This is a genomic window from Rhodoplanes elegans (genome assembly GCF_016653355.1).
Lineage (GTDB): Bacteria > Pseudomonadota > Alphaproteobacteria > Rhizobiales > Xanthobacteraceae > Rhodoplanes > Rhodoplanes elegans.
This window is the reverse complement of the sequence record NZ_NHSK01000114.1, coordinates 13,600-39,662: the sequence shown is the minus strand read 5'-3', so window position 1 is coordinate 39,662 and position 26,063 is coordinate 13,600. Positions and strand designations below refer to the sequence as shown.

The window sequence follows — 26,063 nt, the reverse complement described above, 5'->3', positions numbered from 1 at the left end:
CTCTCGCCGACGCGGCGCGTCACGAGGTCTCCGAGACGGGGCCGCGATTGTGACCCACATCAATGCGCTTTCGCGCCGTCGCGGTCGGCTGGGCACGGGAAGGACGAGACGAGGATGCTGCCATGTCGAAGCCTGAAGCTGTCATCTGTGCGCCCGTTCGTACGGCGATCGGGACTTACAATGGCTCGCTGAAGGCGATCCCTGCGGTGCAATTGGGAGCGATCGTCATCCGGGAGACGCTCCGGCGGTCGACCGTCGATCCCGCACGAATCGAGGGAGTCGTTTTCGGCAACGTCATTCAGGCCGGGAACAAGATGAACCCCGCACGCCAGGCGGCCGTCGCCGGCGGCGTGCCGGTCGGAGCCCCTGCCATGACCGTGAACCGCGTCTGCGGCTCCGGCGCTCAGGCCATCGCCTCGGTTGCCCAGGACATCTGGCTCGGGCTCGCCAAGGCCGAGGTCGCCGGCGGAATGGAGAACATGGACACGGCCCCCTACCTCATGACTGGTGCCCGGTGGGGCTATCGCATGGGCGACGCCCCGATCTTCGACGCCATGCTGCGGGACGGCCTCAACGATGCCTTCTCCGATCAGCACGCCGGGTGGCACACCGAGGATCTGGTCGAGAAGTTCGGGGTCAGCCGGGCCGATCAGGACCGCTGGGCGGAACGCTCACAGACGCGGTTCTCCGCGGCCCAGGCCGCCGGCCGGTTCGACGCCGAGATCGTCCCGGTCGAGATCCGGGGCCGCAAGGGGCCGGAGCTGTTCGCGAGGGACGAGCACAACCGGCCGGACACGACGCTGGAGTCGCTCGCGAAGCTCAAGCCTGCGTTCCGCAAGGACGGGACGATCACGGCCGGCAATGCGCCGGGCCTCAACACGGGTGCCGGCGCCATGATCGTGGCGGACCGCGCATTCGCGGAGAGCATCGGGCTGACGCCGATGGCCCGGCTCGTCTCGTTCGGCATCGGAGCGGTGGATCCCGGCATGTTCGGCATCGGGCCGGTGCCGGCCGTCCGCCAGGCCCTCGACCGCGCCGGCTGGACGATCGCCTCCGTCGAGCGGATCGAGATCAACGAGGCGTTCACGGCGATCACGCTCGCCGTGCTGCGCGAGCTCGGCCTGCCGGAGGACATCGTCAATGTCGAAGGGGGCGCGATCGCGCACGGGCACCCGATCGGCGCGACCGGCGCGATCCTGACGACGCGGCTGCTTCATTCCATGACGCGCGACGGGCTCGACCGCGGCATCGTCACGCTGTGCATCGGCGGCGGCCAGGGGATCGCGCTGGCCCTCGAAGTCGTGCGGTGACCGATCCCGGCGGCGCGAGCCGGTGAGCCCGGTTCGCGCCGCCGATCACGCCACGCGGGAGCCGGTATGAAACACTCGGCCGACCGCGGACGGCCGGATCTCTCGGCCCGCTCCCGGACACGAGCCGTCCGCGTCGACCATCGCAGCACGAGGGGAACGGCGCGCACCGCGTCCGGGAGCAGCTGCGATCCGCGCTGCGAGGCGGAGATCGATCAATCGGCGTTCTTCATGTCGGGCAGCCCGACCGGCCGCTCGACGGATCTTTCATGACTGATCGCAATCGCGCTCAGGTCGGTGCTGGCGTCTCTCGGCCCGTCGGCCTTTCGCTCACTGTACCGGTCGGTCAGGTAGTCCGAACGGTCGCGCACCAGCAGCGTGAACTTCACCAGCTCCTCCATCACGTCGACGACACGGTCGTAGAGGGGCGACGGCTTCATGCGCCCCGCGTCGTCGAACTCCTGAAACGCCTTCGGTACGGACGACTGGTTGGGAATCGTGACCATCCGCATCCACCGACCGAGAACACGGAGCGCATTCACCGTATTGAAGGACTGCGACCCTCCTGAAACCTGCATGACGGCGAGCGTTCGCCCTTGCGTCGGCCGTATCCCGCCCACCTCGAGGGGTAACCAGTCGATCTGGCTCTTGAAGATTCCCGTTATCGTCCCGTGCCGCTCGGGCGAGCACCAGACTTGGCCTTCCGACCACATCGACAGCTCGCGCAGCTCCGCAACCTTCGGATGGCTCGGAGGCACGGTGTCGGGCTGCGGCAGGCCACGCGGGTCGAACACGCGGGTTTCCGCGCCCAAATGATTCAGGAGCCGTTCGGCCTCGAGCGTCAGCAAGCGACTGTAGGAGTGCTCGCGCAACGACCCGTAGAGCAGGAGAATTCGCGGAGGGTGCGCCGAAGCCCGCGCCGGCTGTAGCTTTCCCCAGGACGGCAGGTCGAGGTGCTCGACCGCCGCGCTCGGAAGATCGTCCATCATTCGACCCCTTCTGGTAGTGCTGGGGAGAGAGTTTCATGAGCGTGGCCGATCGCCGCCGCGGCGATCGACGAGCAGCAAGACCGCTGGTCCGACGAGCGCGCCAAGCCCCATGGCGGCGAAGGCGGCGCCCCATCCGGCTCCGGTTCCGGCGCCGACGCCGCCGAGCACCCAGCCGAAGACGAGAGGACCGGCAAAGGCCCCGGCGAACCCCACCATCGAATAGACGGCCATGATCGCGCCGCGCTGCCGGGTAGCGCCGGTGGCCACCACGGAGGACGTCAAAGCCCCCGATTCCGCCGCCACTGCGACGCCATAGACGAGACAGAGTGCGATCAGCGCCGCCGAGACGACCTCGCCGGCCGCGAAGCCCACGACCGGTGCGAGCGCGGCCGAGCCGATCATGACGCTGACGATCCAGCGGCGGCGGCCGATTCTCAACGCGAGCTCGTTGCCGCCGACGCTCGCGGGCAGCAGGAGCAGAGTCAGGACCGCCGCGACGAGCGTCGGCTCGATCTGAAGCGGATCGCCGGGCCGCAGCGCGTAGGCAAAGGTCAGGAAGGCGACCGCCCAGGACCACAGGCCGAAGAGCTCGAAGTTGTGCGCCCCGTAGGCCACGGCTCGGGCCATCACGGCACGGTCACGCAGCACCGCACCGAACTGCTGCCGACCAGGGTCTTGCGGCGCGGCAGTTCGCCGGCGCGCTTGCCCGCGAAACACCATGGCGACCGTGATGGCGGCCGTCACGGGACCGATTGCAGCCAGGCCGAAAGCCCAGCGCCAGCCGAGCCACGTCGACAGGACGCCGATCATCGCGAACGAGAAGCCGGTGCCGATGGCGTAGCTCGAGGTGTAGAGAGCGACGGCACGGGACTGCGCCGCCCCGTCCAGGCGGTCGGTCAGAAGGCGCAATCCCGGCATGTAGGTGCCGGCCAGACCAGCCCCCATGATCACCTGGAAAAGCAGAGCCGACCAGAAACCGTCGGCCAGCAGGGCGAAACCGAGCGCTCCGGCCGCCGTGGCGAGCATCGAGGGCAGATAGACGCGAAGCGGGTCGGTCCGGTCGGTCCGCGTCACCAGGATCGGCACGGCCAAGCCGTAACCGGCATAGAAGGCGCCACTGACCCAACCTGCGTGTGATGCCGTGAGGTCCCATGCCGCACTCAGCAGCGGGAGTTGCGCCACGAAGCCGGCATAGGCGGCCATCCCGGCGATTTCGGCCGCGCAGACGAGCGTGATGAGCGGCTTGACGCGGATCATCTCACCATCCCCGCGAGTCCGAACCGGCAAGACGATGGTCGAGGCATCGTTGGACAATGTCTGCGGGCATCGAGATTTCAGGTGTCGAGGACCGCCCGTCTTTCGACGGTGGGCCGCACGTCCGTCCGGGGCCCGACGGCACTGCGAACGCCTCCCTCCCCTTGCCGGTCGGGGTGCGTGCTCGACAGCACTGTCTGCTCGCCCGGTCCACGAGCGGGCAGACAAGCGTTCCGTCGAAGGAGAGAAGCCGTAGCGTCACCCGTCGCAGCACGACGTGGCGCAGCACCCACCGCCACCGGCGTCGGGGCTCTCGGCTCCGCCGGGCTTGCGGGCACGGATGAAGGCGCCGAAGAACTTGCCGTCCAGCTCGGCCGCCAAGGCGTCGACGTCGTGGCCCTTGCCGACCAGGAGGTCGTGCGCGTCCTCGACCTTGTAGACCCGAGTGGGCTGGATGCCGATGTCGACGAAGCCGGCGGCGGCGAGCTTCGCCACGTAGTCGCCCTCGTCCAGCGCACCGGCCAGGCAGCCGACCCACAACAGCATGTCGGTGCGCAGCGCCGCCGGAATGTCGCCGCGCGTCACCACGTCGGACACGGCGAAGCGGCCGCCGGGCTTCAGCACGCGGAACGCCTCGCGAAGAACCCGGTCCTTGTCGCCCGACAGGTTGATCACGCAGTTCGAAATGATCACGTCGACCGTGTCGTCGGGCAGCGGGATCGTCTCGATCTCGCCCTTCAGAAACTCGACATTGTCGAGCCCCGCCTTGCGCTGGTTGTCGCGCGCGAGCGCCAGCATCTCGTCGGTCATGTCGAGGCCATAGGCCTTGCCGGTCGGCCCGACCCGGCGCGCCGACAGCAGCACATCGATGCCTCCGCCGGAGCCGAGGTCGAGCACCGTCTCGCCCGGGGCGAGCGCCGCGAGCGCCGTCGGGTTGCCGCAGCCGAGCGATGCCAGCAGCGCCTCGGCCGGAACGCCCTCGGCGTCCCCCGCATCGTACAGATCCGTGGTGATCGGATCGCAGCCGTCGCGCCCCGAGGGTCCACAGCAGGCACTGCCGCCGTCGACGACCTGCAGGGCCGCCCGGGCGTATTTCTCCCGCACGACGTCCTTCACGTCCGGACCGGTCATGGCCGACCTCCTCTCAGCAGCAGGTGATGTCCTCGGGACGCACGACCTTGGTGCGCGTGCAGCATTCGGCATAGAGAAAGGCGAGCAGTTCACCGAGCGCGACGGAATCGGCCGTGTAGCGCAGAAACGTTCCTTCGCGGCTCACCTTCACCAGGCCTTCCGTCTTCAGCTTCTCGAGATGATGGGAGAGCGTCGACGGCGCGATGCCGAGGCTTTCGCCGATCTCGCCGACGACGAGCCCCTCCGGATGGGCGGACAAGAGAAGCCGAACGATCCGCAGACGCGGCTCGGCCCCCATCGCAGCCAGCATGTCGGCGAAGCGGACAACATCCGCGTCGTTCGGCATGGCACCTCCTATTTCTGTATTTCTATCATTATCGAATTTTAGAGTCCATCCCGCCGCCGGGTTTTCCTGCGCGAGCCTTCTCCCACCCGGATCGGTCACCCATGCCGCCAGACCTTCACAGACGAGACGACGAGGATCAGCGCCAGGATCGGCAGCAGGACATGGTCCGGCACGATCCCGAGCAGCCGGCCGCCGACGAAGGTGCCGACGATCGACCCGATCGCCATGACCAGCACGAAGCTCCTGTTCCGGGCGACGACCGCGAAGGCGCTGTCGCGGCTGTAGCGGGTGAAGCCGACGATCATGGTCGGCAGGCTGACGGCCAGCGACAGGCTGCCGGCGAGCCTGATGTCGGCCCCGAACAGCAGGACCAGCGTCGGAATCAGAAGCTCGCCGCCCGCGACCCCCATCAGCGAGGCGACGACGCCGATCGCGAACCCCGCGGCGATCCCGGCGACGATCTGCCAGGCTCCGGTGAACAAGGGCTCGGCGGCCGTGGTGCCGTGCCCGAGGACGAGCACCATGGCGATCAACATCAGAAGGACGGCGAGGACGCGGTAGAGGCCGCGGGATCCGAGCTTCGTCGCCCATCCAGCGCCCAGCCACGCGCCGAGCAGGCTGCCGGCCAGCAGGTTGGCGATCGTCGGCCAGTGCGCCGCGACGGTCGCGAACGGCACCGTCCCGGCCCGGAACGGCAGGGCGGTGGCGACCACGACGAGGCTCATCGCCTTGTTGAGGATCACGGCTTCGAGCGCGCGAAACCGGAACGGGCCGATGAGGAGCGGCAGCCGGAACTCGGCGCCGCCGAGACCGATCAGACCGCCGAGTAGGCCGATCAGTGCGCCGCCGGCAAAGGCGGGGATCGGACGCGGACGGTCGGCGCGACAGAAGGCGGTGTCCACGCCGGGCTGAACGAGTTCGGGCGCAGGATGCACCGCCATTGGGAGGCTCCGGATCGGTCTCGCGCCGTGTCACTCGAGCCCCTCGAGTCTTGGAGCGTTTCAGATCATACGAAACGGCACGAAACCAAGACGGCATTCGTCCCACGGACGGAATTCCTGCGCAAAATGGAACGAAGCGTGAAATTCTGTAAAGCGCAAATCGCCGGCACTGGCACCGGTTTCTGACCGTCTGAGCGTATCGTTACGACGGCCCGCCCGATGGCCGCTGACGTGATCCGGCACGGCTTCTGCACATTGCGGCAGCACACCGAGCCGGTCCGCCATCGCGGTCGCCGCTGTGCGGCGAAGATCGTGAAGGGGCCAAGCCGGCGTGGGCTCGACCTTGTCGACGTTGGCTGCGGCGGTCTTGCGAGCGCCGAGGACGGTGTCCTCGGCCCCTCCCCGACGGTGCGCCCGACCGTCATGCGACCATGTCTCGTGATGATCTCCGTATTTTATAGTATTGACCACTCGACGCCGACCCAGTTGCCTCGCGACGCGTTCCGCGCGAGCCGACCGGGAGAAGAAACATGATCGCCGGCCTGCCGATCGATACGTTTACGTCTCTTCATGTGGTCATCAGCCTGACCGGGGTTCTGTCCGGGATCGTTGCGATGATCGGAATGGCGGCGGGCCTTCGCGTAGCCGTCCCGACATTCGTTTTCCTGACCGCCACGCTCTTCACCAGCCTCACCGGGTTCCTGTATCCGGCGAACGCGGTCGGCATTCGGCATGTGGTCGGCGTGGCGTCGGTCGCTCTGCTGACCCTGGCGGGCATCGCGCTCTACGGCGCGAAGCTCAAAGGGGCCTGGCGCCCGGCCTATGTCGGTGCCGCGCTGGTTGCGCTCTGGTTCAACACCGCGGCGGCGGTCGTGCAGGCTTTCCGGAAAATTACGCCTCTCGCAGAGTGGACCGGAGAGGACACGGAGGGCTGGATCCTTGCGATCGAGGTGGGGCTCGGCGCCGTGTTCGTCGTCATCGGCATTCTCGCCTTGTATCGACGACCCGCATCGTATCGCCCCTGGGCCGACCACGACCGCCCCGCGGCGCCGCTGGACGTCGTGCTCCGCGTTCCTCGTCCTCGGTAGCGCTGCTCAGCCCGGCGCCCGAACCGCATCATCGCCGCGGCGGGGCGATCGAGGTGATCGGCAGCTCCGAGGTCGCCCCGTCGAGGGCCAGCCGCAGCTCCAGCGACACGTGATGGAAGCGGGCGTCGGCGAAGTCGTCGTGCACGGCGAAGCCGACCGTGTAGACGGCGCCCGGGACGATCTCGATGTCGCCGTTGTCCGCCGGTTTCAACGGTCGCCGCAGCGTCGCGACCCAGCGGTCGCCGAGCTGGGCGATGCTGCCGCCGACCGGGACGCCGCCGTCCATCAGGCGCTGCGCCAGGACACTGCCTGACTCGACCGGACGCCCGGGACGCACGCGCAAGAGCTCCATCCGGGTTCCGGCGGCGCGCAGTGCCGCGAGGTCGGACGCCGGCTTCACCGCGACGCCGCCGCCGCGCGGGCCGTCCTTGCCCTGCAGATCGATCCGCTCGCGCGATTCGGCCAGATACTTGGTGAGGCCCTGGGCGATCGCCGCGTCGCGCGCATCCGCGACGAGTCCTGGCGCACCCGCGGGATCGACCCGGGCGGCGTCCGGCATCGAGCGCACGTCGTGATGGCACGTGACCCAGCAACCGCCCTGCTCGCCACGCGCGACGGCGGGCCCGACGATCATCATCGACAGCTTGCTGGCGTGCTGCGGGTCCATCTTGCCTCCCTCGGCGAACGGCGCGGGCGCGTGCGGCGTGTCGCTCCACTCGAAGCGGAGAAACAGATCGGTGCCGTCCTGGGCCGCCTGGACCGAGAGGTCGATCCACGGCCGCTTGCCGGGGATCGGCGTCGGCTCGTTCTTGGCGCCGGACACGAGCTTGCTGCCGATCTCCTTGACCTCCTTGCCGTGGCACTCGCTGCACCGCTCGCCGGTGCGCAGGAAGCCGCGGGCGCCGGTGTGATCGCGCGCCACCTGGATCCACTCGAACGAGCTGACGCCGGGATAGAACAGCGTCACGGTCTTGGCCGGCACCGCGGCCCAGTCGACCCCGAACGTGTCGACCGCCGCCGCGCCGTCGGCGTCTCCCGCCGCCTTGCGGGACAGCTCCGCCTCGATGCGCGTGCGCAGCGCCTGCTCGGCGGCCCTCGCCGCCTCGTCGCGCGCCTTGGCTTCCGCCTCCTCGCGGGCCGTGACCCGCGCCAACCCGTCGACGAAGGTCTGCGGAATCGGGCGGATGAAGGCCGGATTCGGCTTTTCGAGCGCCTCGATTTGCGCGGTGGTCAGGCGCTCGCGCGGGCTGTGGTGGGCGATGCCCTTGTGGCAGTCGATGCAGGTCTGGCCCGACCCGAAGGCATCCAGATGGACCTTCCTGGCGCGCGGCTTCTGGAATTCCGGGTTCATCGACTGCAGCGTGTGGCAGTTGCGGCATTCGAGCGAGTCCGTCTGCTTCATCCGGTCCCAGACATGGGTGGCGAGCTCCAGCCGCTTGGCCTCGAACTTCTCCTTCGTGTCAATGGTGCCGAGCATCCAGTGCCACAGCTCGTTGGTGGCCTGCACCTTGCGCATCATCTTCGGGAACCACTCCTTCGGCACGTGACAGTCCGAGCAGGTCGCCTTCACGCCGGTGCGGTTCTGGTAGTGGATGGTCGTCGCGTACTCCTTGTAGACGAAGTCCCGCATGACGTGACAGCCGGTGCAGAACTCCAGCGTGTTGGTCGCTTCCACGGCGGTGTGGAAGGCGCCCCAGAACAGCACGCCGCCGAAGAACCCGGCGACCACGAGGCCCGCGAGCGCCCATCGGGCCGGCGAGCCGAGCCGATCCTTCTTCCCGCCGCTGGCGGACGAGCGCGCCGGCACGGTGATCCGGGGTTCCGACATGTTCACTCCATGGGGATCGTGCGGGCCGTCAGGCGGCCGACGCCGCGAGCCGTCGGGCCACCGCGACCGACTCCGCCTCGGCGAAGCAGCGGGCGCAGCGGACCAGCCCGCGATAGAAAGGCGCGGTGCGCTCGCCTGGCGTCTCGTCCATGGCGATCAGGAACGGCACGAGATGCCGATCGAGGAAATCGTGTTGCGCCCGCCGGTACGAACCGGCGTTGAGCGCCTGCTCGACCGCCTGCGCCTCCTTGGCGACCAGGAACTGGAGGAACTCGAGCTCCGCCGTCACGTTGTCGACGAAGTCGCGCGGAGCCTCACCGGGCACGAGCCCGAAATGCCGATAGAAGGCGTCGATCTCCAAGAGCAGGTCCGCGCGCGGGCGATCGGTCACGTAGCTGCCTTCGTAAAGGGAGAGCGGCGGCTTGCGCGGCCCGGCCTCGAACGTCGCCAGATAATCGCCCTCCAGCGCCACCAGATCGGCGGGCCGCGTCTCGAGGTCGGGACGCACGCTCGCCAGCACCCCGATCAGATCGGGATGAACATCGGTGACGAGATCGATCAGATCGAAGCCGAAGTCGCCGGCCTCGATGTCGTCGAGCAGCTCGGCGCCGGGATAGGCGAAGCCGCGCGCCAGCGCTCCGTAGATGCTGCTCCGCACGATGGCGGACCGCGACGTTTCCGTCATGGCGAATGATCCTCGTCGCTCAGTCGGGGTCCTTGGCGTCGGCCTGGAGCTGGCTCCGGATGGCGGGCACCGGCTCGCCCATGAACACGTTCTTCAGCTTGAAATGCTCGTGCACGCCGGTTCCGGCCCCCGAGCGGAGGACCTCCTTGTCGTAGTCGAAGGCGTATTTGGGATCGAGGGCCGGCGTGAAGACCTTGAAGGGCGGATGCGCGCCGGCGAAGCCCGAGCCTTCGTAGTTGAGGTGGCAGGTCGCGCAGGCGGCCTTGTAGTCGAAGTTCTGGCCGAGCTTCACCAGGACGTCGCGGGCGGTCTCGCCCTTGCCCGTCTTCCACCGCTCTTCCGCGTTACCGTGCTCGACCCGGAACGTGCTGCCGGCCCCGTGGCAGGACTCGCAGCCGACGACGGCGAGGTTCTTGTGCTCGGACACGGGCGTCGTCGCCGCGAAGCCGCCCGGCTTGCCGAAGCCCGTGGTGTGGCAACCGACGCAGGCCGCGTCGGTCGTGTAGTCCTTGTCCGGATCGAGCTTGCCCTTCTGCTTGACGGCCGCCTTGACCTTGGGCTTGAGCGACTCGAACGCCTTGGCGTGCGAGGTCTGGGCCCAGCTCTCGGCCTGGTCGATGTGGCATTTGCGGCAGACGCTCACGCCTTCGAACTCCTGGCCGGGCGCGAGGCCCGGAACGAGCAGGATCGCGAGCGCGACACCGATCGGCAGGATACTCTTCATTCTTCCTCCTCCGGAGCCTTCGCCCTGATCCGGCTCGTCCGGGTTCGTGATCACGTCAGCGGGTTCAACATCATGTCGGCGCTGCGCCGACCGATCATGATGTCCATCAGCTCGGAGGGCTCGCTCATGAGACGCTTTCCGCGCTCCTCCTCGAGCACCTTCATCACCCGCGGCACGTCGTTTCCGAACAGCTTGACCAGATACTCGATCGGGATCTTCTTGTCGGTGCGGAGATTGCCCTGCGCATCCTCCATCGTCGGGCCGAGGACCGGCGGGATGTAGAACATGTTGGGCTCGGTGCCGCGTGCCGCGTAGAGCGGCAACGCGACCTTCCACACCTTGGCGAGCTTGTGGACCGAGCTCGCCGTGTCCTCCATGAAGCCGACATGCATGGCGCGGCCGACGCACTGGGCGACACACGCCGTGGCGACGCCCTTCTCGATGCGCGGGTAGCAGCCGATGCACTTGCTTGCCTTTTGGATCGCCGTGTTGAAGTAGGTCTTGTCGTAGGGGCAGGCCTGCACGCAGTTGCGCGCCGCCTTGCACTTGGTCTGGTCGACCAGGACGATGCCGTCGGCGGCGCGCTTGTAGATCGCGTCGTTCGGGCACGCTTCCAGGCAGGCGGGCTTGCTGCAGTGGTTGCAGTGGCGCGGCAGGTAGAAATAGTAGTTGTTGGGATAGGTGCCTTCGCCCTGGTCCTCGTCGAAGTTCGGCGCCCACGACGCGAAGCCCGCCGTGGTCGCGGCGGGGCGCGGACGCACCCGGCCGGGCACGCCCTCGAACAGTCGCGCCTCGTAGTCGAACTCGAACGGCACGCCGTAGTCGCCGGCGGTCGGCATGCGGCCGCGCTGGACCTCGCCGGCGGCGTTGAAGCCGCCGCCCTCGTTCTCCCAGTTGCGCGGATAGCCCTTGCCCGGGCGCGTCTCGACATTGCGCCAGTAGATCGGGTCTTCGCCCCGCTGGTTGGTCCACAGCTTCTTGCAGGCGACCGTGCAGGTCTGGCACCCGATGCACTTGTTGAGATCGACCACGAAGGAGAGTTGCTTCTGCGGTTTGGTGATCTGCTTGGCCATGATCGTCGTCCTCGAAACCCTGGTTCGGGGACGGCGCGCCGCCGAGGGCGGCCGTCCCGTGGCGTCGTACCGCTCAGCTCGGGATGAGACCCGTGTAGCGGCGCACCTGGACGCGGGCGTCGCGCTGGGTTCCGCCCGGCCCGTAGTAGTTGGGCCGGAACAGCAGATGGCCGTAGTTGCCGACCAGGCTCGTCGGGTTGATGCGGATCGGGCAGACGCTCTGGGTCGAGCCCTCGATCAGATCCATGTAGAGCTCGGGGGTGTGGCACATGGTGACCCGCCCCTCGGGCTCGCGGTTGTGGATCTTCACCCGGCAGATCATCCGGCCGTGGTCGTTCCACACCTCGGCCCAGTCGTTGTCGCGCAGCCCCCGGGTCTTCGCTTCGCCGGGCGGCATCTCCAGCACCGGACCGCCGCGCTGGAGCCGCAGCATCAGCACGTTGTCCTTGAAGGTCGAGTGGATGGCGTGGCGGCTGTGCGGCGTGTTGAATCGCAGCGGGAACGCGTCGGCGTCGACCGGCGCCTTGTAGACCGGCAGCTCGACGCCCATCTCGATGAACCAGTCGTGATCGATGTAGAATTGCTGCCGTCCCGTGAGGGTCGGCCACGGCTTCTTGCTGTCCGTGTAGAACTGGAACGGCGTGTAGGGCACGCCATCCTTGATGGGCGAGGTCCAGTTCGCCTTGAAGCGCTGCGGCCGCTCGCGGATCATGTCGAGCGTGATCCCCTTGGTGGCCGGCGCGTTGTCGAGGATGAACTGGGCCGCCTGGGCGGCGCTCTCCAGCTTGCCGTTGTCGGTCTGCTGCGCGTACAGGGTGGAGAAGTCGCGCGAGACGTTGAACTGCTCGTCGAAGACCCGCGACATCCCGCGCGCCACCGCGCGGTCCTGCATCTTCTTTGCGAGCAGCGTGAACACGTCCCAGTCGTGCTTCGATTCGTGCATCGGCGGGATCGCCGGCTCCGTCATGTGGACGAAGGTGTGCTCCTCCGTCATCTGCAGGTCGAGCTTCTCGTACCAATGCGCGGCCGGCAGCACGATGTCGGAGTAGAGCGCCATCGAGTCCATGCGCAGGTTGAGATTGACGATCAGGTCGAGCTTCGGCCACAGGTTCTGCAGGACGTATTTCTGGCCCTTCGCCTGGTTCAGGAAGTTGCCGCGATAGACGATGAACACCTTGGGATCGCGGCCCTCGCGCGGATAGATCGGCATCATCTTCTGGTCGAGGCTGGCACGCAGGTACTTGCGCGTGTCGATCCCCACCGTCTCCATGGCGTCGTAGGCGTCGGCGTGCACGTAGGTCCAGATCGTCGTCTGGGTGAAGCGATGCCGCGCCGCGCCCTGCGGGAACGACAGCGCCAGCACGCCCGGCACCGCGACCGGCTTCCACTGGCCGATGTAGTGGTTGACGCCGCCGCCGTTCTTGCCTTCGTTGCCGGTGAGCGACGAGAGCAGATGGAAGGCCCGGATCTCGATGTCGCTCCAGTACCAGTGATTGGTGCCGCCGCCGCTGATGATCATCGCCGGCTTGACGGTCCCGTAGGACTTGGCGAGATCGACGATCGCCTTCTCGGCGACGCCGGTGATCTCCGACACCTTCTTGGGCGTGTAGTCGCGCATGATGCGCTCGGCGTAGAGCGCGTAGGCCGGCTTCACGTCGACAGACTTGCCGTCCTTGAGGGTGACCTTGAAGCTGCCCTCGAGGGCCGGGTCGAGATCGCCGAGCGCGATGGTGCCGTCCGGGAAGGTGAGCGTGTTGCGCCCGAGATAGGCGGGCTGCACGGCTGGCCGGCCACCGGGCGGCTCCTCGCCCCAGCATCCCTTGGCGAGCACGGGCTTCTTGGTCTTGGTGTCCCACACGTAGAACTTCGCGGCCGAGCCGCCCTGCACGACGTCGGCCTCGCGCAGGAACTTCTTGGTGTCGGTGCGGATCAGATAGGGAAGATCGGTCTGCTCCTTGACATTGGCGACGTCGACCAGCTTGTCGCGCATCAGGACGTGCGCCATGCCGAGCGCCAGCGCCGTGTCGGTGCCGGGCTTGGGGTGAATCCAGGTGTCGGCCTTGATGGTCGTCGCGTTGTAGTCCGGGGCGATGCTGACGACCCGGCTGCCGTTGAGCGCCGCCTCGTTGATGAAGTGCGCGTCGGGAATGCGGGTGACGGCCGGGCTCGACCCCCACAGCAGGATCAGCTTGGCGTTGAACCAGTCCGCCGTCTCGGCGGTGTCGCCCTGAACGCCGCAGGTCTGCGTCTGGCCGGTCGGATGGTCGCCGTACCAGTCGAAGAAGGTGTGGGTGTGGGCGCCGATCAGATGGGCGAAGCGATGCCCGGCCGAGAACGACACCGGCGCGACCGCCGGCACCGGCGTATAGACGCTGATGCAGTCGACCGCATGGTCCCGGATCGTGTCGAGCATCTTGTCGGCGATGATGCCGAGCGCCTCGTCCCAGCTCGCGCGGCGCCACTTGCCCTCGCCGCGCGCCCCGGTGCGGATCAACGGATACTTCACCCGGTGCGGCCCGTAGAGATAGTCGGTTCCGCAGGCGCCCTTGTTGCAGCCGCGCGGATTGTACTCGGGGACGCCCGCGAGCGACGGCATGTCCTTCGAGGCCTCCTCGCGGACCACGATGCCGTTCTTGGTGTAGACCCAGTGCGGGCAGGCGCCCGTGCAGTTGATCAGATGCGCGCCGCGCGTCTTGGTGTCCCAGCTCCACTTGTCACGGTAGAGCTGCTCCCAGCCGGCGTAGTCGTGCTGCATCTGCGGCGATGCCGCCGGTGCCTGGGCCAGAGCCTTCAACGCGAACGGGCCGCTGAACAGCGTGCCCAGATACGCGGCACCGCCCAATCTCAGCAGATCCCTGCGGGTCGTCTTCGACATGGAGAATCTCCCGGCGGAAAAGTTTGACAGGATGACGCGCGCGCGACGGCGTCACGCGAGCGAGAAGGCCGGCAATCGGAACGGGGCGGATCGCGGACGGGGGCGGCGAGCCGGACCGGGGCAGGACCTCGCGGACATGTCGGACGGCATGTCGGATCGCGGTCGAGACGGGGGTGATGGCGGTGGGCCGCCGACCCGCGCGAACGCGGACCGGCGGGAGCGGGATCGCCGGCGCGAGCGGCAGCGCAGGCCCGCCGCCGCTCGCGACCGGTCACAGGACGCGAGTCACATGGAGCGATCGGCGTCCGAGAGCGTCTTCACGACCGAGTCGATCGACTGGATCGTGCCGAGCACGGTCGGGTTGCCCCAGCGGACGTGATACTTGTTCTCCGGGACCTGGGCGAGCGCGATCAGCAGGTTGTTGAACGCACCGAGATCGTTGGTCTCGAAATAGGTGATGAAGTCGGTGTCGGAGAGGCCGGTCGAATGGTAGAGCTTGCGCTTGACGTTGACGAGATACTGCAGCGTCGGCGCCGTGTGCACCTCGATCTCCTTCAGCCGCTGCTCCGGCGTCATGTTCCACCACTCGGCGTTCTTCTTCACCGGGATCATGATCGCGTAGCGGGGCGTCGGATCCGTGTAGGTCGCCGCGAACAGCCCGGCGTTGAGCGTCTCGGACTTCTGCTTGGTGATGTAGTTGAGCGCCTTGGTGATGCCGACCAGGTTCTCGGTGACGTCGGAGTACGAGCCGAACTTGGTGGCACGGAAATCGGTGAGGAACTTCTGGGCGGCGGCGAGATCGTAGGCGTGCACGCGCAGGAAGTAGTCGCTCTTGGCGTCGAAGCCGCGGGTCAGGTAGGCGTCGACGATCACCTTGTCCTTGTGCTTCTCGACGAGGGCGAGGACCTCGGCCGCGGCCGCCTTGCGCTCGGCCGCCGGCAGCATCGCGTATTCGGGGCGCAGCTTGTAGACCGCGAAGTCCCCGAACACACCGAGGTCCGTGAGGATCTTCGCGCGGTCGATCGGAGCCATGGGGGCCATCGGGGCTGCTGCCATGGGGGCCGGCGGCATCGGGCCGGGCGCCGGCATTCCGCCGCCTTGCTGAGCGAGCGCCGTGCCGGCCAGGGCGAGGGACATCGCCGCGGCGAGCCCGAGTTGCAGCCGGTGCCGGCGCGGCACGAGGATCGAAATCATGTCTGCCTCCGCGTTTGAATCAGCGGGCGGCGCGGCCGGGGGTCGCCCTCGCCCGGCCGGGACCGGAGAGGGCTGGCGTCGTCCATTCTGTTCTTCGGCGAAGTGCGGCCGGTGTTACTGGTCCGACGGGGTCGGGTGTAGTACCTAGGCACCCCGCCACGCTGCGCCGTGCCGGGCCGGGCCGGGCCGGTAGAATATTAATTCTGCCCCGACGTAACATCGGCGCGATCGAGCCGAAAAGGACTATGAACGTGCGGGTGGACCGCAGCGAGCACGACCTGGCGGAGGCGATGAGAGCGGCGTCGCGCGGCGACGCTGCCGCTTACACACGATTGCTGCGGGACGTCGCCGAGTGGCTGAGGCCGATCATCCGACGCGAGCTGGTTCGCTCCGGCCGGTCGGGAGCCGATGCGGAGGACATCGTGCAGGACACATTGCTCGCGCTTCATCTGAAGCGGCACACCTGGGACGAGGCGCGTCCGATCGGGCCATGGATCCGCGCGATCGCGCGGCACAAGCTGATCGACACGCTCCGGCTTCCACGCGGGCGCGGCAACGACGTGTCGATCGACGAGTTCGGTGACGTGCTGGTGGCCCACGAGCCGGCACGCCCGGCCCTCGAGCGCGATGTCGAGCGCCGCCTCGATGCGCTGCCGCCGGGCCAGAGACAGGTCATTCAGGCGATCGCCATCGACGGACTGTCGATCGGCGAGGCCGCGGCGAAGTTCGAGATGACGGCGGTCGCGGTGCGGGTCGCGCTCCACCGCGCTCTCAAATCGCTCAACAGCACGGCGGGCGTAACATGAAGACCGATGAGCTCATTCAAGCCCTCGTGGCCGATCGCGAGACGCGTGAGCCGTTCGGGTCCGGCGCGCTGGCCGGCGCGGTGGCACTCGGGCTGGTCGGTTCTCTGCTTGTCTATGCCGCGACGCTGGCGCCGCGCGACCTCGCGACCGCATTGTTCCAGCCGCGGTTCGATTTCAAGCTGATCGTCGCGCTCACGCTCGCCCTCGCTGCGGTGCCGGTGGTCGGGCGCCTCGCGCGGCCTGACGGGCAGCCCGGGCGCGCCACGCTGGCGGTGCTGATCGCACCCCTCCTGCTCGCGATCGGCGTGCTGGTCGAGCTGGCCGTGGTCGATTCCTCCGCCTGGCGGGCTCGGCTGATCGGCGAGAACGCCGTCGCCTGCCTGCTCTGCATCCCGCTGCTCTCGGCTCCCATCCTCGCGGCCGTCATCCTGTTCCTGAGAAAGGGCGCACCGACCCGGCCGGACCTCGCCGGCGTGTTCGCCGGCCTGCTGGGCGGCGGTCTCGGTGCGTTCCTCTATGCCAGCCACTGCCCGGACGATTCCCCGCTCTTCGTCGCGACCTGGTACCCGCTGGCGATTTCCGGCGTCGTCGTCGCGAGCACGTTGCTCGCACGGCGTCTCGCCCGCTGGTAGCACCAGTCATTTCCGCCGAGTAAGTCATGGCGTCGTAGACGTCCCCGCGGGTGAACCGTCGCCGCGCCCCGGTGGTCGGGTGGTTCGGAAGAAGCACCATCGGGATCCGCGCGCAGCGGTGATCACGCCCAGCGGGGTTCTGGCGGTCCGCGCCGCGACGGCGACAACGTCGATGCGGCCCCCGAGCGGAACGGCCGGGTCGTCACTGCCGCAAGAACAGCAGCACCAAGCCGGCGACGACAGCGATCACGCCGGCCCGACGAACACCTCGGCCGCCGCGAAGAGCGCGAGGTCGGTCCCGACGGCCGCGCGCACGGTCTCTCACCCGACCCCGCACCCGCCCGTCGGAGCCGCGCGGTCCGTTCCGTGACAAAGTCACTCGCTGCGGCGGGCAACTCGCTTATCACCGATCTCCGACGATGGTCGTGCCGGTCGGACGCGGCCCGAGGACGCGTTCGGCCGCATCGACCGGCCGCCACCCGGATGGGAGCCGGGGGGCGACCTGCGGGCCGTCGTCGCGCCGCATCTTCGACCGCAGCATCGTCGACAATGGAGGGGAGAGACCCGCTATGGCCGAGACCCGACACGTCAGGTTCTGGAACCGGATCGCCGGGCGCTACACGGCGAAGCCCGTGAAGGATCCGGCCGCCTACGAGGCGATGCTGGCCGACGCCGCTGGTCGTTTGCGCCCGACCGACCGCGTGCTGGAGATCGGCTGCGGCTCGGGCTCGACCGCGATCCGCCTCGCGCCTCACGTGGCGGAATGGACCGCGACCGACTTCTCGTCCGAGATGCTGCGCATCGCCCGGGCCAAGCCGGCGCCGGACAATCTGCGCTTCGTGCTCGCCGATGCGCAGAACGCCTTCGCGGGCGGCCTCTTCGACGCGATCTGCGCCTTCCAGGTGCTGCACCTGGTCGGCGATCTCCCCGGCACGCTCGCGCGGATCCACGCCCATCTGAAGCCCGGCGGCCTATTGATCTCGAAGACCTGGTGCTTCGCCGACATGGGGGTCAAGCTGCGCAGCCTGTTCTTCGTGCTGGGCGCGCTGCGGGTGTTCCCGCCCGTGAACAATCTGACCACGGGGGCACTGCGCCGGACCCTCCGCGACGCCGGCTTCGAGATCGTCGACGAGCGCGTCTTCGGCAAGAACCCGGCCGGCCCTTACATCGTCGCGCGAAAGCCCGATCCGTCCTGAAGCGCGGCAGCGGCTCACGGCCGGCGCGCAGCCGATCAGTCCGAGCCGTCGCTCCGACGATCGGAGGTCGCGGGATCTGCGGTGGGCTCGACTGGCCCGGCCGATCCGTCCGTCGCGCTCTCGAGACCCCGGCCCGGTCCGAGCCGCCCGCAATGACCGCGGCGCCGGCGCATGCCGCGGCCGCAGCACGGCCCGGCGCCCTCCTCGGCGACGCGCGCCGGGCCACCCTCGATGCGGAGCGCCAGGCCCTGCACCAGCGCGGTCGCGACCGTGGTCCGCGCCTCGGCGATCAGCCGCGAGAAGGTCGGCCGCGAGACGCCCATCTGGGCGGCGGCGGCGGCGTGCTCGAACCCCTCCGCGTCGGCGAGGCGCAGCGCCTCCAGCGCATCGAGCGTGAGCACGATCTCGTCGAGATCACGCCGCGGCACGCCGGCCGGCTTGTAGACGCGGGCCGGGAGCGGCTCGCGAACCGTGCGCAGCTTGCGGGGACGGGGCATCGGCGCGGGGATCCTCTATTGAACATATGCTCATAATGCGCTAGGGTCGATCATATCACGGTCGAGGGCATGGACGGCGCGCGACGCCCCCGCCATCGACGCAGGCCCGCGGCGGAACGCGCCCGGCCCGCCGCGACGCGGGTGCGGGACCGCCTGCCGCCGATCCGATGCCAGAGACGTTGCCGAAGCCGTGCGGCGCCCGGGACGGGCGCCGTGCGCGCCCTCCGCTGCCCATCAGGATGACCCCATGACCACCGTGCCCGCCGCCGATCCGAGCCGCCGCGACTTTCTCTATCTCGCCACCGGGGGCGTCGCCGCCGTCGGCGTCGGCGCCGCCGTGTGGCCGCTCGTCGACCAGATGAATCCCGACCGCTCGACGATCGCGGCGGGCGTGCCGATCGAGATCAGCCTCGCCGCCATCGCGCCGGGGCAGATCATCAGCATCTTCTGGCGCGGCAAGCCGATCTTCATCCGCCACCGCACCCCCGACGAGATCGCCAAGGAGCAGGCGACCGAGCTCTCCGAGCTGATGGATCCGCAAGCCGACGGCGACCGCGTGAAGGCGGGACGCGAGCAGTGGCTCGTCGTGTTCGCGAGCTGCACGCATCTCGGCTGCATCCCGCTCGGCAAGCAGGGCGAGTGGGGCGGCTGGTTCTGCCCGTGCCACGGCTCGCAATACGATGCCTCCGGCCGCGTCCGCCACGGACCGGCGCAGCTCAATCTCCCGGTGCCGCCCTACGCGTTCGTCGACGACTCGACGATCCGCATCGGTGAAGCCTGAGGCTTCGCCAGCCCCCTCCTCCCGACCGGCGGCGGAGCGCCGCCGGCCGGCCGATCCATCGTGACAGGAGCATCGACGTGAGAATCGCGGTTGCCAGCCAGAACTTCCGGACCGTGACGGGCCATGCCGGCAAGAGCCGGCGGTTCCTGGTGTTCGAGGCGGAGCGCGGGGCGCGGCCCCGCGAGGTCGCGCGGCTCGACCTGCTGAAGGAGATGTCGATTCACGAGTTCCAGTGCGACGGCCCGCATCCGCTGTTCGCGGTCGATGCCGTGATCGCCGGCAGTGCGGGCGCCGGCTTCGTCCGCCGGATGGCCGAGCACGGCGTCACCGCGGTCGCGACCGCGGAACCCGATCCCGCCACGGCCGTCGCCGGATTCCTGGACGGCACGCTCGCGCCCGCCGCCCCGCACGATCATGCGTCGCCCGATGATCGTGCGCCTGGGAGCGACGCACGTGATCAGGACCACGCGGACGACGGTGCCGACTGCTGCTGCGGGCACTGAGCCCGCAGCGCGCATCGCGATCCGGCGAGGGGCCGTCATGAAGGCTCGGCCGTCCGCATCGGGACGGTCGAAGGGTCAGGCCTTCGAGACGGCGCAGGTCTTGATGCCGACGATCGAGTAGAGCGGGCAGCGCGCGACCGCGGCGGTGAAGAGCGGAACGACGCCGATCCAGGCCCAGACCGGTCCGCCGGCCAGCGCCCACGCGATCAGGCCCGCACCGAGAACGGCGCGCAGCACCCGGTCGATCAGTCCCATGTTCTTCGCAAGCATGTCGTCCTCGCTCGTTGTTGCCTTTGTCCAATGAGCGAGATCTAGGTCGAGCGACGCCGCCGGTCTGTGACCAAGTCACCATCGAACGCGGACCTGATCGCGCCTCGGCGTCGACGGGCACGGCCGGTCGATGTCGTCAACCGGCCGCGCCATCACGTGCCGTCAGAAGCAGCCGCCGAAGCCGCGGCGCCACCCCGGACCGCGGCCGTCCCACGCGCCGCGCCCGCGACCACGGCCTGCCGCCCAGGTCGGCCGGAGCGAGTCGTCACGCAACGTGAAGGTGCGATCGTCGACCTTCACGGACTTGGCGACATAGGCGTCGGCCGGCATGCGGTCGGTGCGGAACCCGTCCACCGTGATCGACCGCCCGACCGGCGCGGCCTTCAGGACGTCGCCGACGGCCGCCGACGGGCCGAGATGGAGATTGATCGTCTTGTCACCGGTCCGGACGATCAGATGCGCGCCTTCGGAGGCGCGACCGGTGGTCAGCTTGCACGGCCCGATCTTGGTGTCCGTCACGGTCCCGGACAGCGTGACGATGGGCGGCTTCTCGGCCCGGCGGGCAATCCCGGTGGCTTCACCGGTCCCCTTCTGGGCAAACGCCGCTCCGGCCGCAACGGCGACGATCAACACGCCGAGCGCGGCACTCGAACGAAGGTGTCTCATCGCAGGTCTCCTGTCCTGCCCCCGTCCCTCCATGCCCCGTCGGCGGTCGCGCCCGGCGGCGCTCCGATCGAGAGGATCGCGCCGTCGAGAGCGACCGACCGGCGACAGTGTGTGCCGGCCGGGCTGACGTTAGCCTGACGGCGCGGTCGGCGACACCGTCGCGCATCCCGACGGCCGCCGATCGACGACCCGCAGGTCCCGTCGATTCTTCCGGCAATTCCAAACTCCGCGAAGAACCGCGTCGCGCCTTGGAGTTACGCCGCGCGTGCAAGCGCGCGGCGGCGTCGCTGCCTTGATGCACCCGCGGAGCGTCTGCATAGTCGCCCGATCATCCAGCACTCTCCGGACAGCATGACCGCAGCCATCGAGACGAACCCGACACTCACGGTGGAGGGCGAGGAGGACCTCGTCGCCATCTCCTTCGACGCGGTCGCCGCGTATCACGGGCAGGCCGCCCTCGCCATGCTGGCCGTGACGTTCCAGGCGCTCCGCGTGATGCTGCCGGCGTTGTCGCCGCAGCGGCCGCCGCGTCGCGCCGATCTCACCGTGGTGAGCGGCCATCCCGGCCCCGGCGTGCGCGATGCCTTCGAGTTCGTCACCCGCGCGGTGACGCGCGGCGTCTACACGGTCGACCGCTCGCTGCCCGAAGCGCGGCTGTGTCCCGGCCTCGACGCCTCCTACTCCTGGCGCGTGTCGATGGACGGCCGCACGGTCGGCACCGCGCTACGCCCGGGCGTGCTGCCGGACCGGTTCTTCGCGCTGGTCGCGGGCGGAGCCGGCAAGAGCGAGGCCGAGCGCGCCGAGTTCTCGGCGCTCAGGCGCCGCATCGCCGCCGAGGTGCTCACGGTTGCGCCCGAAAAGCTGTTCGACCGGCTCTGATCGCATCGGGACGTGATGAAGACCATCCTTCGCTTCTCGTGCGGCCACGCGACGTCGTCGGCCGGCTGGGCGCCCCGCCTCGCCGGCCTCGACTGCGTGGTCCGCGACGTCGATCTCTACGCCCTCGATGCGTCGCTGCTCGACGGTGTCACGGCGCTGCTGATCGGCATGCACATGGACCAGCGGTTCCTGCAGGCCAACACCGCATTGCTGGACGACTACGTCGCACGCGGCGGTCGCATCGCGATCAGCGGCCACGTCGCCCACCCGTTCCTGACCGGACTGTCTCCGGTGCGGCCGCTCGACGGCGGCGGCATCGCCGAGCTGAGGGTGGAGCGCGCCGTGGCGCATCCGATCTGGGACGGCGTCGCGCTCGACGATCTCACCTTCCGGCGCGGCGTCGCCGGCTTCTACGGCCACGCTTGGCATGCGCCGCCGGAGGGTGCGACCGTGATTCATACGCTTGGGCCGGCGCGCCGCCCGCTCGACTTCATCTATACGCAGGGCCGCGGCGACGTTCTGTTCCACGGCGGCAACGATTTATGGAGCTTCGGTGGCGGCGACGACACCACGCGGCAGCTCTTGCCGCAGCTCGTCGGCTGGCTCGTGGAGGCGCGATCATGACCGTGGCCGTGCTCGACGGCGGCACCTTCTATCATCACGAGACGATCTTCGGCGCACGCTTCCGCGACCGTTTCGACCGGGTGATCTATGCGCCCGCGCTCGCGGCGGACGATCTCGCCGACGTGCTGCTGCTGATCGTGCCGGACCGGCTCAATCCCGAGCTGCTACGCCGACACGCGCCGCTGCTGACGGACTTCCTCGGCCGCGGCCGCACGCTCGTGGTGCTCGGCGAATGCGAGGCGGAGACCTGGGTACCGGGCGTGCGCACCGCGCCGCGGCCGACCAATTTCTGGTGGTGGCTCGATCCGGCCGAGAAGCCCCCTCACCGCTTCGTCGCGCCCGATCACGAGCTGTTCCGTCACGTCGCGCCCGACGCGACCGTGTGGCACATCCACGGCGTGCTGTTCCCGCCCGAGGGTGCGGTGCCTCTGGTCATCGTGCCGGACGATCGCGACGGCCGCGATCCCGGCGGCGCCCTCCTCTACGACGACCGCGTCACGACCCCGGGCCGGCTGATCGTCTCGACCCTCGACCCGTTCTATCACCACGGCAGCCGCTTCATGCCGGCGACGACGCGCTTCCTCGACGGCTTTCTGACGTGGACCCGCGAGCTCGCACAGTCCTGACCGCCGGAGTGACTTTCCGGTTTCCGTGATCGACCGGCCTCACGTTCCGCTCGTCCCCGCGCAGGCGGGGACCCAGGGCGACACGGCACGCAACCCTAGATCCCCGCCTGCGCGGGGATGAGCGGAGATTGGGGCGACCTCAGCGAACAGCAAGTCTCGTCGGCACGTCGCCGAGGCGATGCACCGGCACGGTCGCCTCGATCGTCTCGCCGTCGGACGTGATGGTGACGCGGCGCACCGGCACGCCGTAGAGCCGCGCGAGATTCGTCTCGTCGAGCGTCTCCGACGCCGGGCCGAACACCGGCGCCCCGGCCATCATCAGCACCGTGTCGGCGACCGCGAGCGCATGATCCGGGTGATGCGTCGTGAACACGATCGTCATGCCGTCGCGGGCGAGCCGCCGGATCAGCCGCAGCACGACGCCCTGGTTGGCGAGATCGAGCGCCGAAGCGGGCTCGTCGAGCAGCAGCACACGGCAGTCGCTCGCCAGCGCGCGGGCGAACAGCACGAGCTGCCGCTGGCCGCCGCTCAGCCGGTCGTAGCGGCGCGCGGCGAGATCGGCGAGCCCGACCGCATCGAGACACGCCTCGGCCCGCGCGAGATCGCGCCGGCCCGGCGCGCCGAAGCGGCCGAGATAGCGGCTGCGGCCGAGCAGCACCATGTCGATCACCCGATAGGCGACGTCGGCGCGCAGCGCCTGCGGCACCACGCCGACGACGCCGTCGATCGCGATCCGACCTTCCCGCAAGGCCAGCGTCCCGCCCATGGCGCGCAACAGCGTGGTCTTGCCGCAGCCGTTCGGCCCGAGGATCGCCGTCACCTCGCCTTCGCCGACCGCGAAGGAGAGATCGCGGAACAGCCAATGCTCGGGCCGGAACCCATGGCCGGCGCGCTCGACCCGGATCATGCGCCCTGCCCCTTCGCGTGCCGGCGCAGCAGCCAGGCGAACACCGGCGTGCCGACGATCGCCGTGACGATGCCGACCGGGATCTCGGCCGCGGTGAGATCGCGCGCCAGCGTGTCGGCCGCCATCAGGAAGGCCGCTCCGGCGACGGCCGACACCGGCAGCAGCCGGCGGTGATCGGCGCCGACCACCATGCGGGCGAGATTCGGAATGACGAGACCGACCCAGCCGATCGCGCCGGAGACCGCCACCTGGGCCGAGATCGCGAGGCATGTGGCGGCGAGCAGGATCACCCGGTCGCGGCCCGGATCGACGCCGAGCGAGCGCGCCTCCTCGTCGCCGAGCGACAGCACGTTGACGCGCCAGCGCATCGCCAGCATCACGCCGCCGCCGATCGCCGTGCAGACGGCGAGCAGCGCGAGATTGGGCCAGCTCGCCGCCGCGAAGCTGCCGAGCAGCCAGAACACGATGCCGGGCAGCTTCACCTCGGGATCGGCGATGAAGGTGACGAAGCCGACCAGCGCACTGCAGAAGGCACCGACCACGACGCCGGCGAGCACCAGCGTGAGCACCGGCGAGACGCCGTCGCCGCGATGCACGGCGAGCACGGCGGCGAGCGCCAGCGCGGCGCCCGCGAAGGCGCCGAGATGAACCGGCAGGCCGAAGCCGAACAGCAGGATGGCGACGACGCCGCCGAGCGAGGCGCCCGACGCCGCGCCGATCGTCTGCGGGCCGACCAGCGGGTTGCGGAACATGCCCTGCAGCACGGCGCCCGAGAGCGCCAGCCCCGCCCCAGCGACGCCGGCCATAAAGACGCGCGGCAGCCGCACCGTGGTGATCACGATTCGCTCGGTCGGCGTCCAGGTCACGGCGCTCCAGCTCGCCGGCAGCCAGTCCGCCGCTATCGTCCCGAGCAGGCCGAGGAGCTCGTTGAGCAGAATCCCGAACACGTGCGCGGCCGGCACCTGATAACGTCCGGCCGACAGGCACAGCAGCGCCGTGACGATCGGCAGAGCGATGAGGCCGGCGACCGCGAGGGGCGCGGCCCACGGGCGGCCGGCGCGATCCGGACGCGCGGCGGCAGCGTCGAGCGCGCTCATCGGGCGGTCACGAAGCGCGCATAGCCGGCCGAGCCGCCGTTCTGCCGCGCGTGGAGGATGCCGTCGATCTCGGCCTCGGCGAGCGCGTGGCCGTACAGAAACTCGTACCAGGCGCGCATGTCGGCCCGCAGGTCGATGCCGATGCGATCGGGATGCAGCAGGCCGGCGAGCCAGGTCCAGGTGAGCGCCGACTCGTGACTCGGTGGATCCCAGCGATAGCCGCCGAGCGGCACCTTGTAGACGCGGCGCGCCTTGACGGCGGCGAGGCTCTGCAGGCGCGGATCTCCATAGAGGTCGGCCGGCATCGCGGTGTCGAAATTGCCGAGCAGGATCACGTCCGGGTTCCAGGTCAGTACCTGTTCGAGCGTCACGGTGCGGCTGCCGCCGATCTCGGCAGCGGCATTGCGGCCGCCCGCCGTCGTGATCACGACGTCCAGGTAGGATTCGCGCCCGGCGACGGCGAACGAATCGGAGGCGCGAGAAAGATGCAGGACCCGCGGCTTGTCGGCGTCGCCGACGCCTGCGAGCGCGGCGGCGAGGGTCTCCCGGCGCTCACGTTGGCGATCGACGATCTCGGCGGCGCGCGCCTCCTGGCCGGCGAGCTTGCCCATCATCAGGATGGCGCCCGCGACCTCGTCCTGGCCGCCGTAGCGCAGTCCCAGCACGGTGAGGCCGGCGCGATCCAGCATGGCGATCGGCTCGTCGCCGAAGCTCGCCCACTGCAGCACCGCGTCGGGATGCAGCGCCATCACGGCCTCGACGTTCGGGATCACGCCGGCGCCGCGCGTGATGCCGGTCGGAATCCGATCGAAGGCCGGAAAGATGCGCCCGAGGATGCCGGACCGCATGGCACTCGCCGAGGCCGGGTTCATGCCGGCGACATGCGCGGCCGAGCGGTCGATCGCCATGTAGGTCGACGGCGCCGGCATGGGCAGGAAGACGACGCGCTGCGCCGGCGTCGCGACCGCGACGATGCGGCCACGCTGATCGGTGATGTCGGCCGCCGCGCCCGGTCGCATCGCCACGACGAGCGCCGCGACGACGAGCGCCGTCGTCGCGGCTACGGCGGCATGCCCTCGGCCCGCACCGGATGCTGTGCTGATCACGTCGTCGCCCTGCTCACGTCACCTGCTCACGCGCCCTG

The 26,063-nt window shown here is 69.4% G+C and carries 28 protein-coding genes; 10 read left to right on the top strand and 18 right to left on the bottom strand.

The features are described 5' to 3' along the window. The first annotated feature begins 122 nt into the window (after positions 1-122). Complete coding sequence (locus CCR97_RS15205; protein ID WP_111355602.1) at positions 123-1,310, top strand: thiolase family protein; 1,188 nt, start codon at positions 123-125, stop codon at positions 1,308-1,310. Positions 1,311-1,522: 212 nt separating this feature from the next. Here the strand turns inward: CCR97_RS15205 and arsH are convergent, their stop codons facing one another. From arsH to CCR97_RS32310, 6 genes are all read right to left on the bottom strand, one after another. After that, complete coding sequence (arsH, locus tag CCR97_RS15200) at positions 1,523-2,296, bottom strand: arsenical resistance protein ArsH (RefSeq protein WP_111355601.1); 774 nt, start codon at positions 2,294-2,296, stop codon at positions 1,523-1,525. A gap of 33 nt (positions 2,297-2,329) precedes the next feature. Further along, positions 2,330-3,553 carry an MFS transporter gene (locus CCR97_RS15195; RefSeq protein ID WP_111355600.1) on the bottom strand — a complete coding sequence of 408 codons (1,224 nt, stop codon included), beginning with the start codon at positions 3,551-3,553 and terminating at the stop codon, positions 2,330-2,332. A gap of 255 nt (positions 3,554-3,808) precedes the next feature. After that, entirely contained in the window at positions 3,809-4,681 is an 873-nt protein-coding gene (locus tag CCR97_RS15190; RefSeq protein ID WP_111355599.1) for an arsenite methyltransferase, read from the bottom strand. A 13-nt stretch (positions 4,682-4,694) separates the two neighbouring features. Then, complete coding sequence (locus CCR97_RS15185) at positions 4,695-5,027, bottom strand: ArsR/SmtB family transcription factor (protein WP_111355598.1); 333 nt, start codon at positions 5,025-5,027, stop codon at positions 4,695-4,697. Between the two features lie 95 nt (positions 5,028-5,122). After that, the gene (locus CCR97_RS15180; RefSeq protein WP_111355597.1) at positions 5,123-5,968 is read right to left on the bottom strand and encodes a sulfite exporter TauE/SafE family protein; all 846 of its coding nucleotides are present in this window, start codon (positions 5,966-5,968) and stop codon (positions 5,123-5,125) included. Positions 5,969-6,028: 60 nt separating this feature from the next. Further along, a complete protein-coding gene (locus tag CCR97_RS32310) occupies positions 6,029-6,253 on the bottom strand; it encodes a hypothetical protein (protein WP_338049087.1) in 225 nt (74 codons plus the stop codon). Positions 6,254-6,498: 245 nt separating this feature from the next. Here CCR97_RS32310 and CCR97_RS15170 point away from each other — a divergent pair, with 245 nt between their 5' ends. Then, positions 6,499-7,056 carry a hypothetical protein gene (locus tag CCR97_RS15170; protein WP_111355596.1) on the top strand — a complete coding sequence of 186 codons (558 nt, stop codon included), beginning with the start codon at positions 6,499-6,501 and terminating at the stop codon, positions 7,054-7,056. A gap of 28 nt (positions 7,057-7,084) precedes the next feature. On the opposite strand, the gene CCR97_RS15165 is transcribed toward CCR97_RS15170, so the two are convergent. The 6 genes from CCR97_RS15165 to CCR97_RS15140 form a co-directional block, all read right to left on the bottom strand. Next, the gene (locus tag CCR97_RS15165) at positions 7,085-8,884 is read right to left on the bottom strand and encodes a NapC/NirT family cytochrome c (RefSeq protein WP_170145692.1); all 1,800 of its coding nucleotides are present in this window, start codon (positions 8,882-8,884) and stop codon (positions 7,085-7,087) included. A gap of 28 nt (positions 8,885-8,912) precedes the next feature. Continuing rightward, positions 8,913-9,569: a molecular chaperone TorD family protein gene (locus CCR97_RS15160; protein WP_111355595.1), complete on the bottom strand. Its 657-nt coding sequence runs from the start codon at positions 9,567-9,569 to the stop codon at positions 8,913-8,915. A gap of 19 nt (positions 9,570-9,588) precedes the next feature. After that, a complete protein-coding gene (locus CCR97_RS15155; RefSeq protein WP_111355594.1) occupies positions 9,589-10,293 on the bottom strand; it encodes a cytochrome c family protein in 705 nt (234 codons plus the stop codon). A 50-nt stretch (positions 10,294-10,343) separates the two neighbouring features. Continuing rightward, positions 10,344-11,366 (bottom strand): 4Fe-4S dicluster domain-containing protein, encoded by a 1,023-nt coding sequence (locus CCR97_RS15150; RefSeq protein ID WP_111355593.1) that lies wholly within the window; start codon positions 11,364-11,366, stop codon positions 10,344-10,346. A gap of 73 nt (positions 11,367-11,439) precedes the next feature. Continuing rightward, a complete protein-coding gene (locus CCR97_RS15145) occupies positions 11,440-14,241 on the bottom strand; it encodes a molybdopterin-dependent oxidoreductase (protein WP_111355592.1) in 2,802 nt (933 codons plus the stop codon). 285 nt (positions 14,242-14,526) lie between these two features. Then, positions 14,527-15,435 carry a chlorite dismutase family protein gene (locus CCR97_RS15140; protein WP_201159618.1) on the bottom strand — a complete coding sequence of 303 codons (909 nt, stop codon included), beginning with the start codon at positions 15,433-15,435 and terminating at the stop codon, positions 14,527-14,529. 245 nt (positions 15,436-15,680) lie between these two features. On the opposite strand from CCR97_RS15140, the gene CCR97_RS15135 reads away from it, so the two are divergent. The 3 genes from CCR97_RS15135 to CCR97_RS15125 all read left to right on the top strand — a co-directional run bounded on the left by CCR97_RS15135 (position 15,681) and on the right by CCR97_RS15125 (position 18,069). Further along, positions 15,681-16,241 carry a sigma-70 family RNA polymerase sigma factor gene (locus tag CCR97_RS15135; RefSeq protein ID WP_207199478.1) on the top strand — a complete coding sequence of 187 codons (561 nt, stop codon included), beginning with the start codon at positions 15,681-15,683 and terminating at the stop codon, positions 16,239-16,241. Further along, a complete protein-coding gene (locus tag CCR97_RS15130; RefSeq protein WP_111355591.1) occupies positions 16,238-16,873 on the top strand; it encodes an NrsF family protein in 636 nt (211 codons plus the stop codon). Before CCR97_RS15135 ends, CCR97_RS15130 begins: the two co-directional genes overlap by 4 nt. Positions 16,874-17,442: 569 nt before the next feature. Further along, entirely contained in the window at positions 17,443-18,069 is a 627-nt protein-coding gene (locus tag CCR97_RS15125; RefSeq protein WP_111355590.1) for a class I SAM-dependent methyltransferase, read from the top strand. A 35-nt stretch (positions 18,070-18,104) separates the two neighbouring features. Here the strand turns inward: CCR97_RS15125 and CCR97_RS15120 are convergent, their stop codons facing one another. Next, entirely contained in the window at positions 18,105-18,566 is a 462-nt protein-coding gene (locus CCR97_RS15120) for a DUF134 domain-containing protein (protein ID WP_111355589.1), read from the bottom strand. A gap of 247 nt (positions 18,567-18,813) precedes the next feature. Here CCR97_RS15120 and petA point away from each other — a divergent pair, with 247 nt between their 5' ends. Together petA and CCR97_RS15110 are read left to right on the top strand one after the other, a co-directional pair. Next, a complete protein-coding gene (petA, locus tag CCR97_RS15115; protein WP_201159617.1) occupies positions 18,814-19,347 on the top strand; it encodes a ubiquinol-cytochrome c reductase iron-sulfur subunit in 534 nt (177 codons plus the stop codon). Between the two features lie 77 nt (positions 19,348-19,424). Then, the gene (locus tag CCR97_RS15110; RefSeq protein WP_111356823.1) at positions 19,425-19,850 is read left to right on the top strand and encodes a NifB/NifX family molybdenum-iron cluster-binding protein; all 426 of its coding nucleotides are present in this window, start codon (positions 19,425-19,427) and stop codon (positions 19,848-19,850) included. A gap of 75 nt (positions 19,851-19,925) precedes the next feature. Here the strand turns inward: CCR97_RS15110 and CCR97_RS15105 are convergent, their stop codons facing one another. Both CCR97_RS15105 and CCR97_RS15100 read right to left on the bottom strand, forming a co-directional pair. Then, on the bottom strand, positions 19,926-20,120 hold the full coding sequence (locus tag CCR97_RS15105; protein WP_111356820.1) for a YgaP family membrane protein: 195 nt from the start codon (positions 20,118-20,120) through the stop codon (positions 19,926-19,928). Positions 20,121-20,282: 162 nt separating this feature from the next. Then, positions 20,283-20,786 (bottom strand): MamS/MamX family magnetosome protein, encoded by a 504-nt coding sequence (locus CCR97_RS15100; protein WP_111356819.1) that lies wholly within the window; start codon positions 20,784-20,786, stop codon positions 20,283-20,285. A gap of 351 nt (positions 20,787-21,137) precedes the next feature. Here CCR97_RS15100 and CCR97_RS15095 point away from each other — a divergent pair, with 351 nt between their 5' ends. The 3 genes from CCR97_RS15095 to CCR97_RS15085 are packed head-to-tail and all read left to right on the top strand — an operon-like array spanning position 21,138 to position 22,915. Further along, entirely contained in the window at positions 21,138-21,665 is a 528-nt protein-coding gene (locus CCR97_RS15095) for a hypothetical protein (protein WP_111356818.1), read from the top strand. A gap of 15 nt (positions 21,666-21,680) precedes the next feature. Next, positions 21,681-22,289 carry a hypothetical protein gene (locus tag CCR97_RS15090; RefSeq protein WP_111356817.1) on the top strand — a complete coding sequence of 203 codons (609 nt, stop codon included), beginning with the start codon at positions 21,681-21,683 and terminating at the stop codon, positions 22,287-22,289. Then, positions 22,286-22,915, top strand: coding sequence for a hypothetical protein (locus tag CCR97_RS15085; protein WP_111356816.1), 630 nt, complete (start codon positions 22,286-22,288; stop codon positions 22,913-22,915). The genes CCR97_RS15090 and CCR97_RS15085 overlap by 4 nt, the downstream gene beginning before the upstream one ends. Positions 22,916-23,054: 139 nt before the next feature. Here the strand turns inward: CCR97_RS15085 and CCR97_RS15080 are convergent, their stop codons facing one another. From CCR97_RS15080 to CCR97_RS15070, 3 genes are read right to left on the bottom strand one after another with little or no spacing between them, the layout of a single operon-like run. After that, entirely contained in the window at positions 23,055-23,822 is a 768-nt protein-coding gene (locus CCR97_RS15080) for an ABC transporter ATP-binding protein (protein WP_111356815.1), read from the bottom strand. Next, positions 23,819-24,919: a FecCD family ABC transporter permease gene (locus CCR97_RS15075; protein ID WP_111356814.1), complete on the bottom strand. Its 1,101-nt coding sequence runs from the start codon at positions 24,917-24,919 to the stop codon at positions 23,819-23,821. Before CCR97_RS15075 ends, CCR97_RS15080 begins: the two co-directional genes overlap by 4 nt. Continuing rightward, a complete protein-coding gene (locus tag CCR97_RS15070) occupies positions 24,916-26,025 on the bottom strand; it encodes an ABC transporter substrate-binding protein (protein ID WP_245428807.1) in 1,110 nt (369 codons plus the stop codon). Before CCR97_RS15070 ends, CCR97_RS15075 begins: the two co-directional genes overlap by 4 nt. Positions 26,026-26,063: the final 38 nt, after the last annotated feature.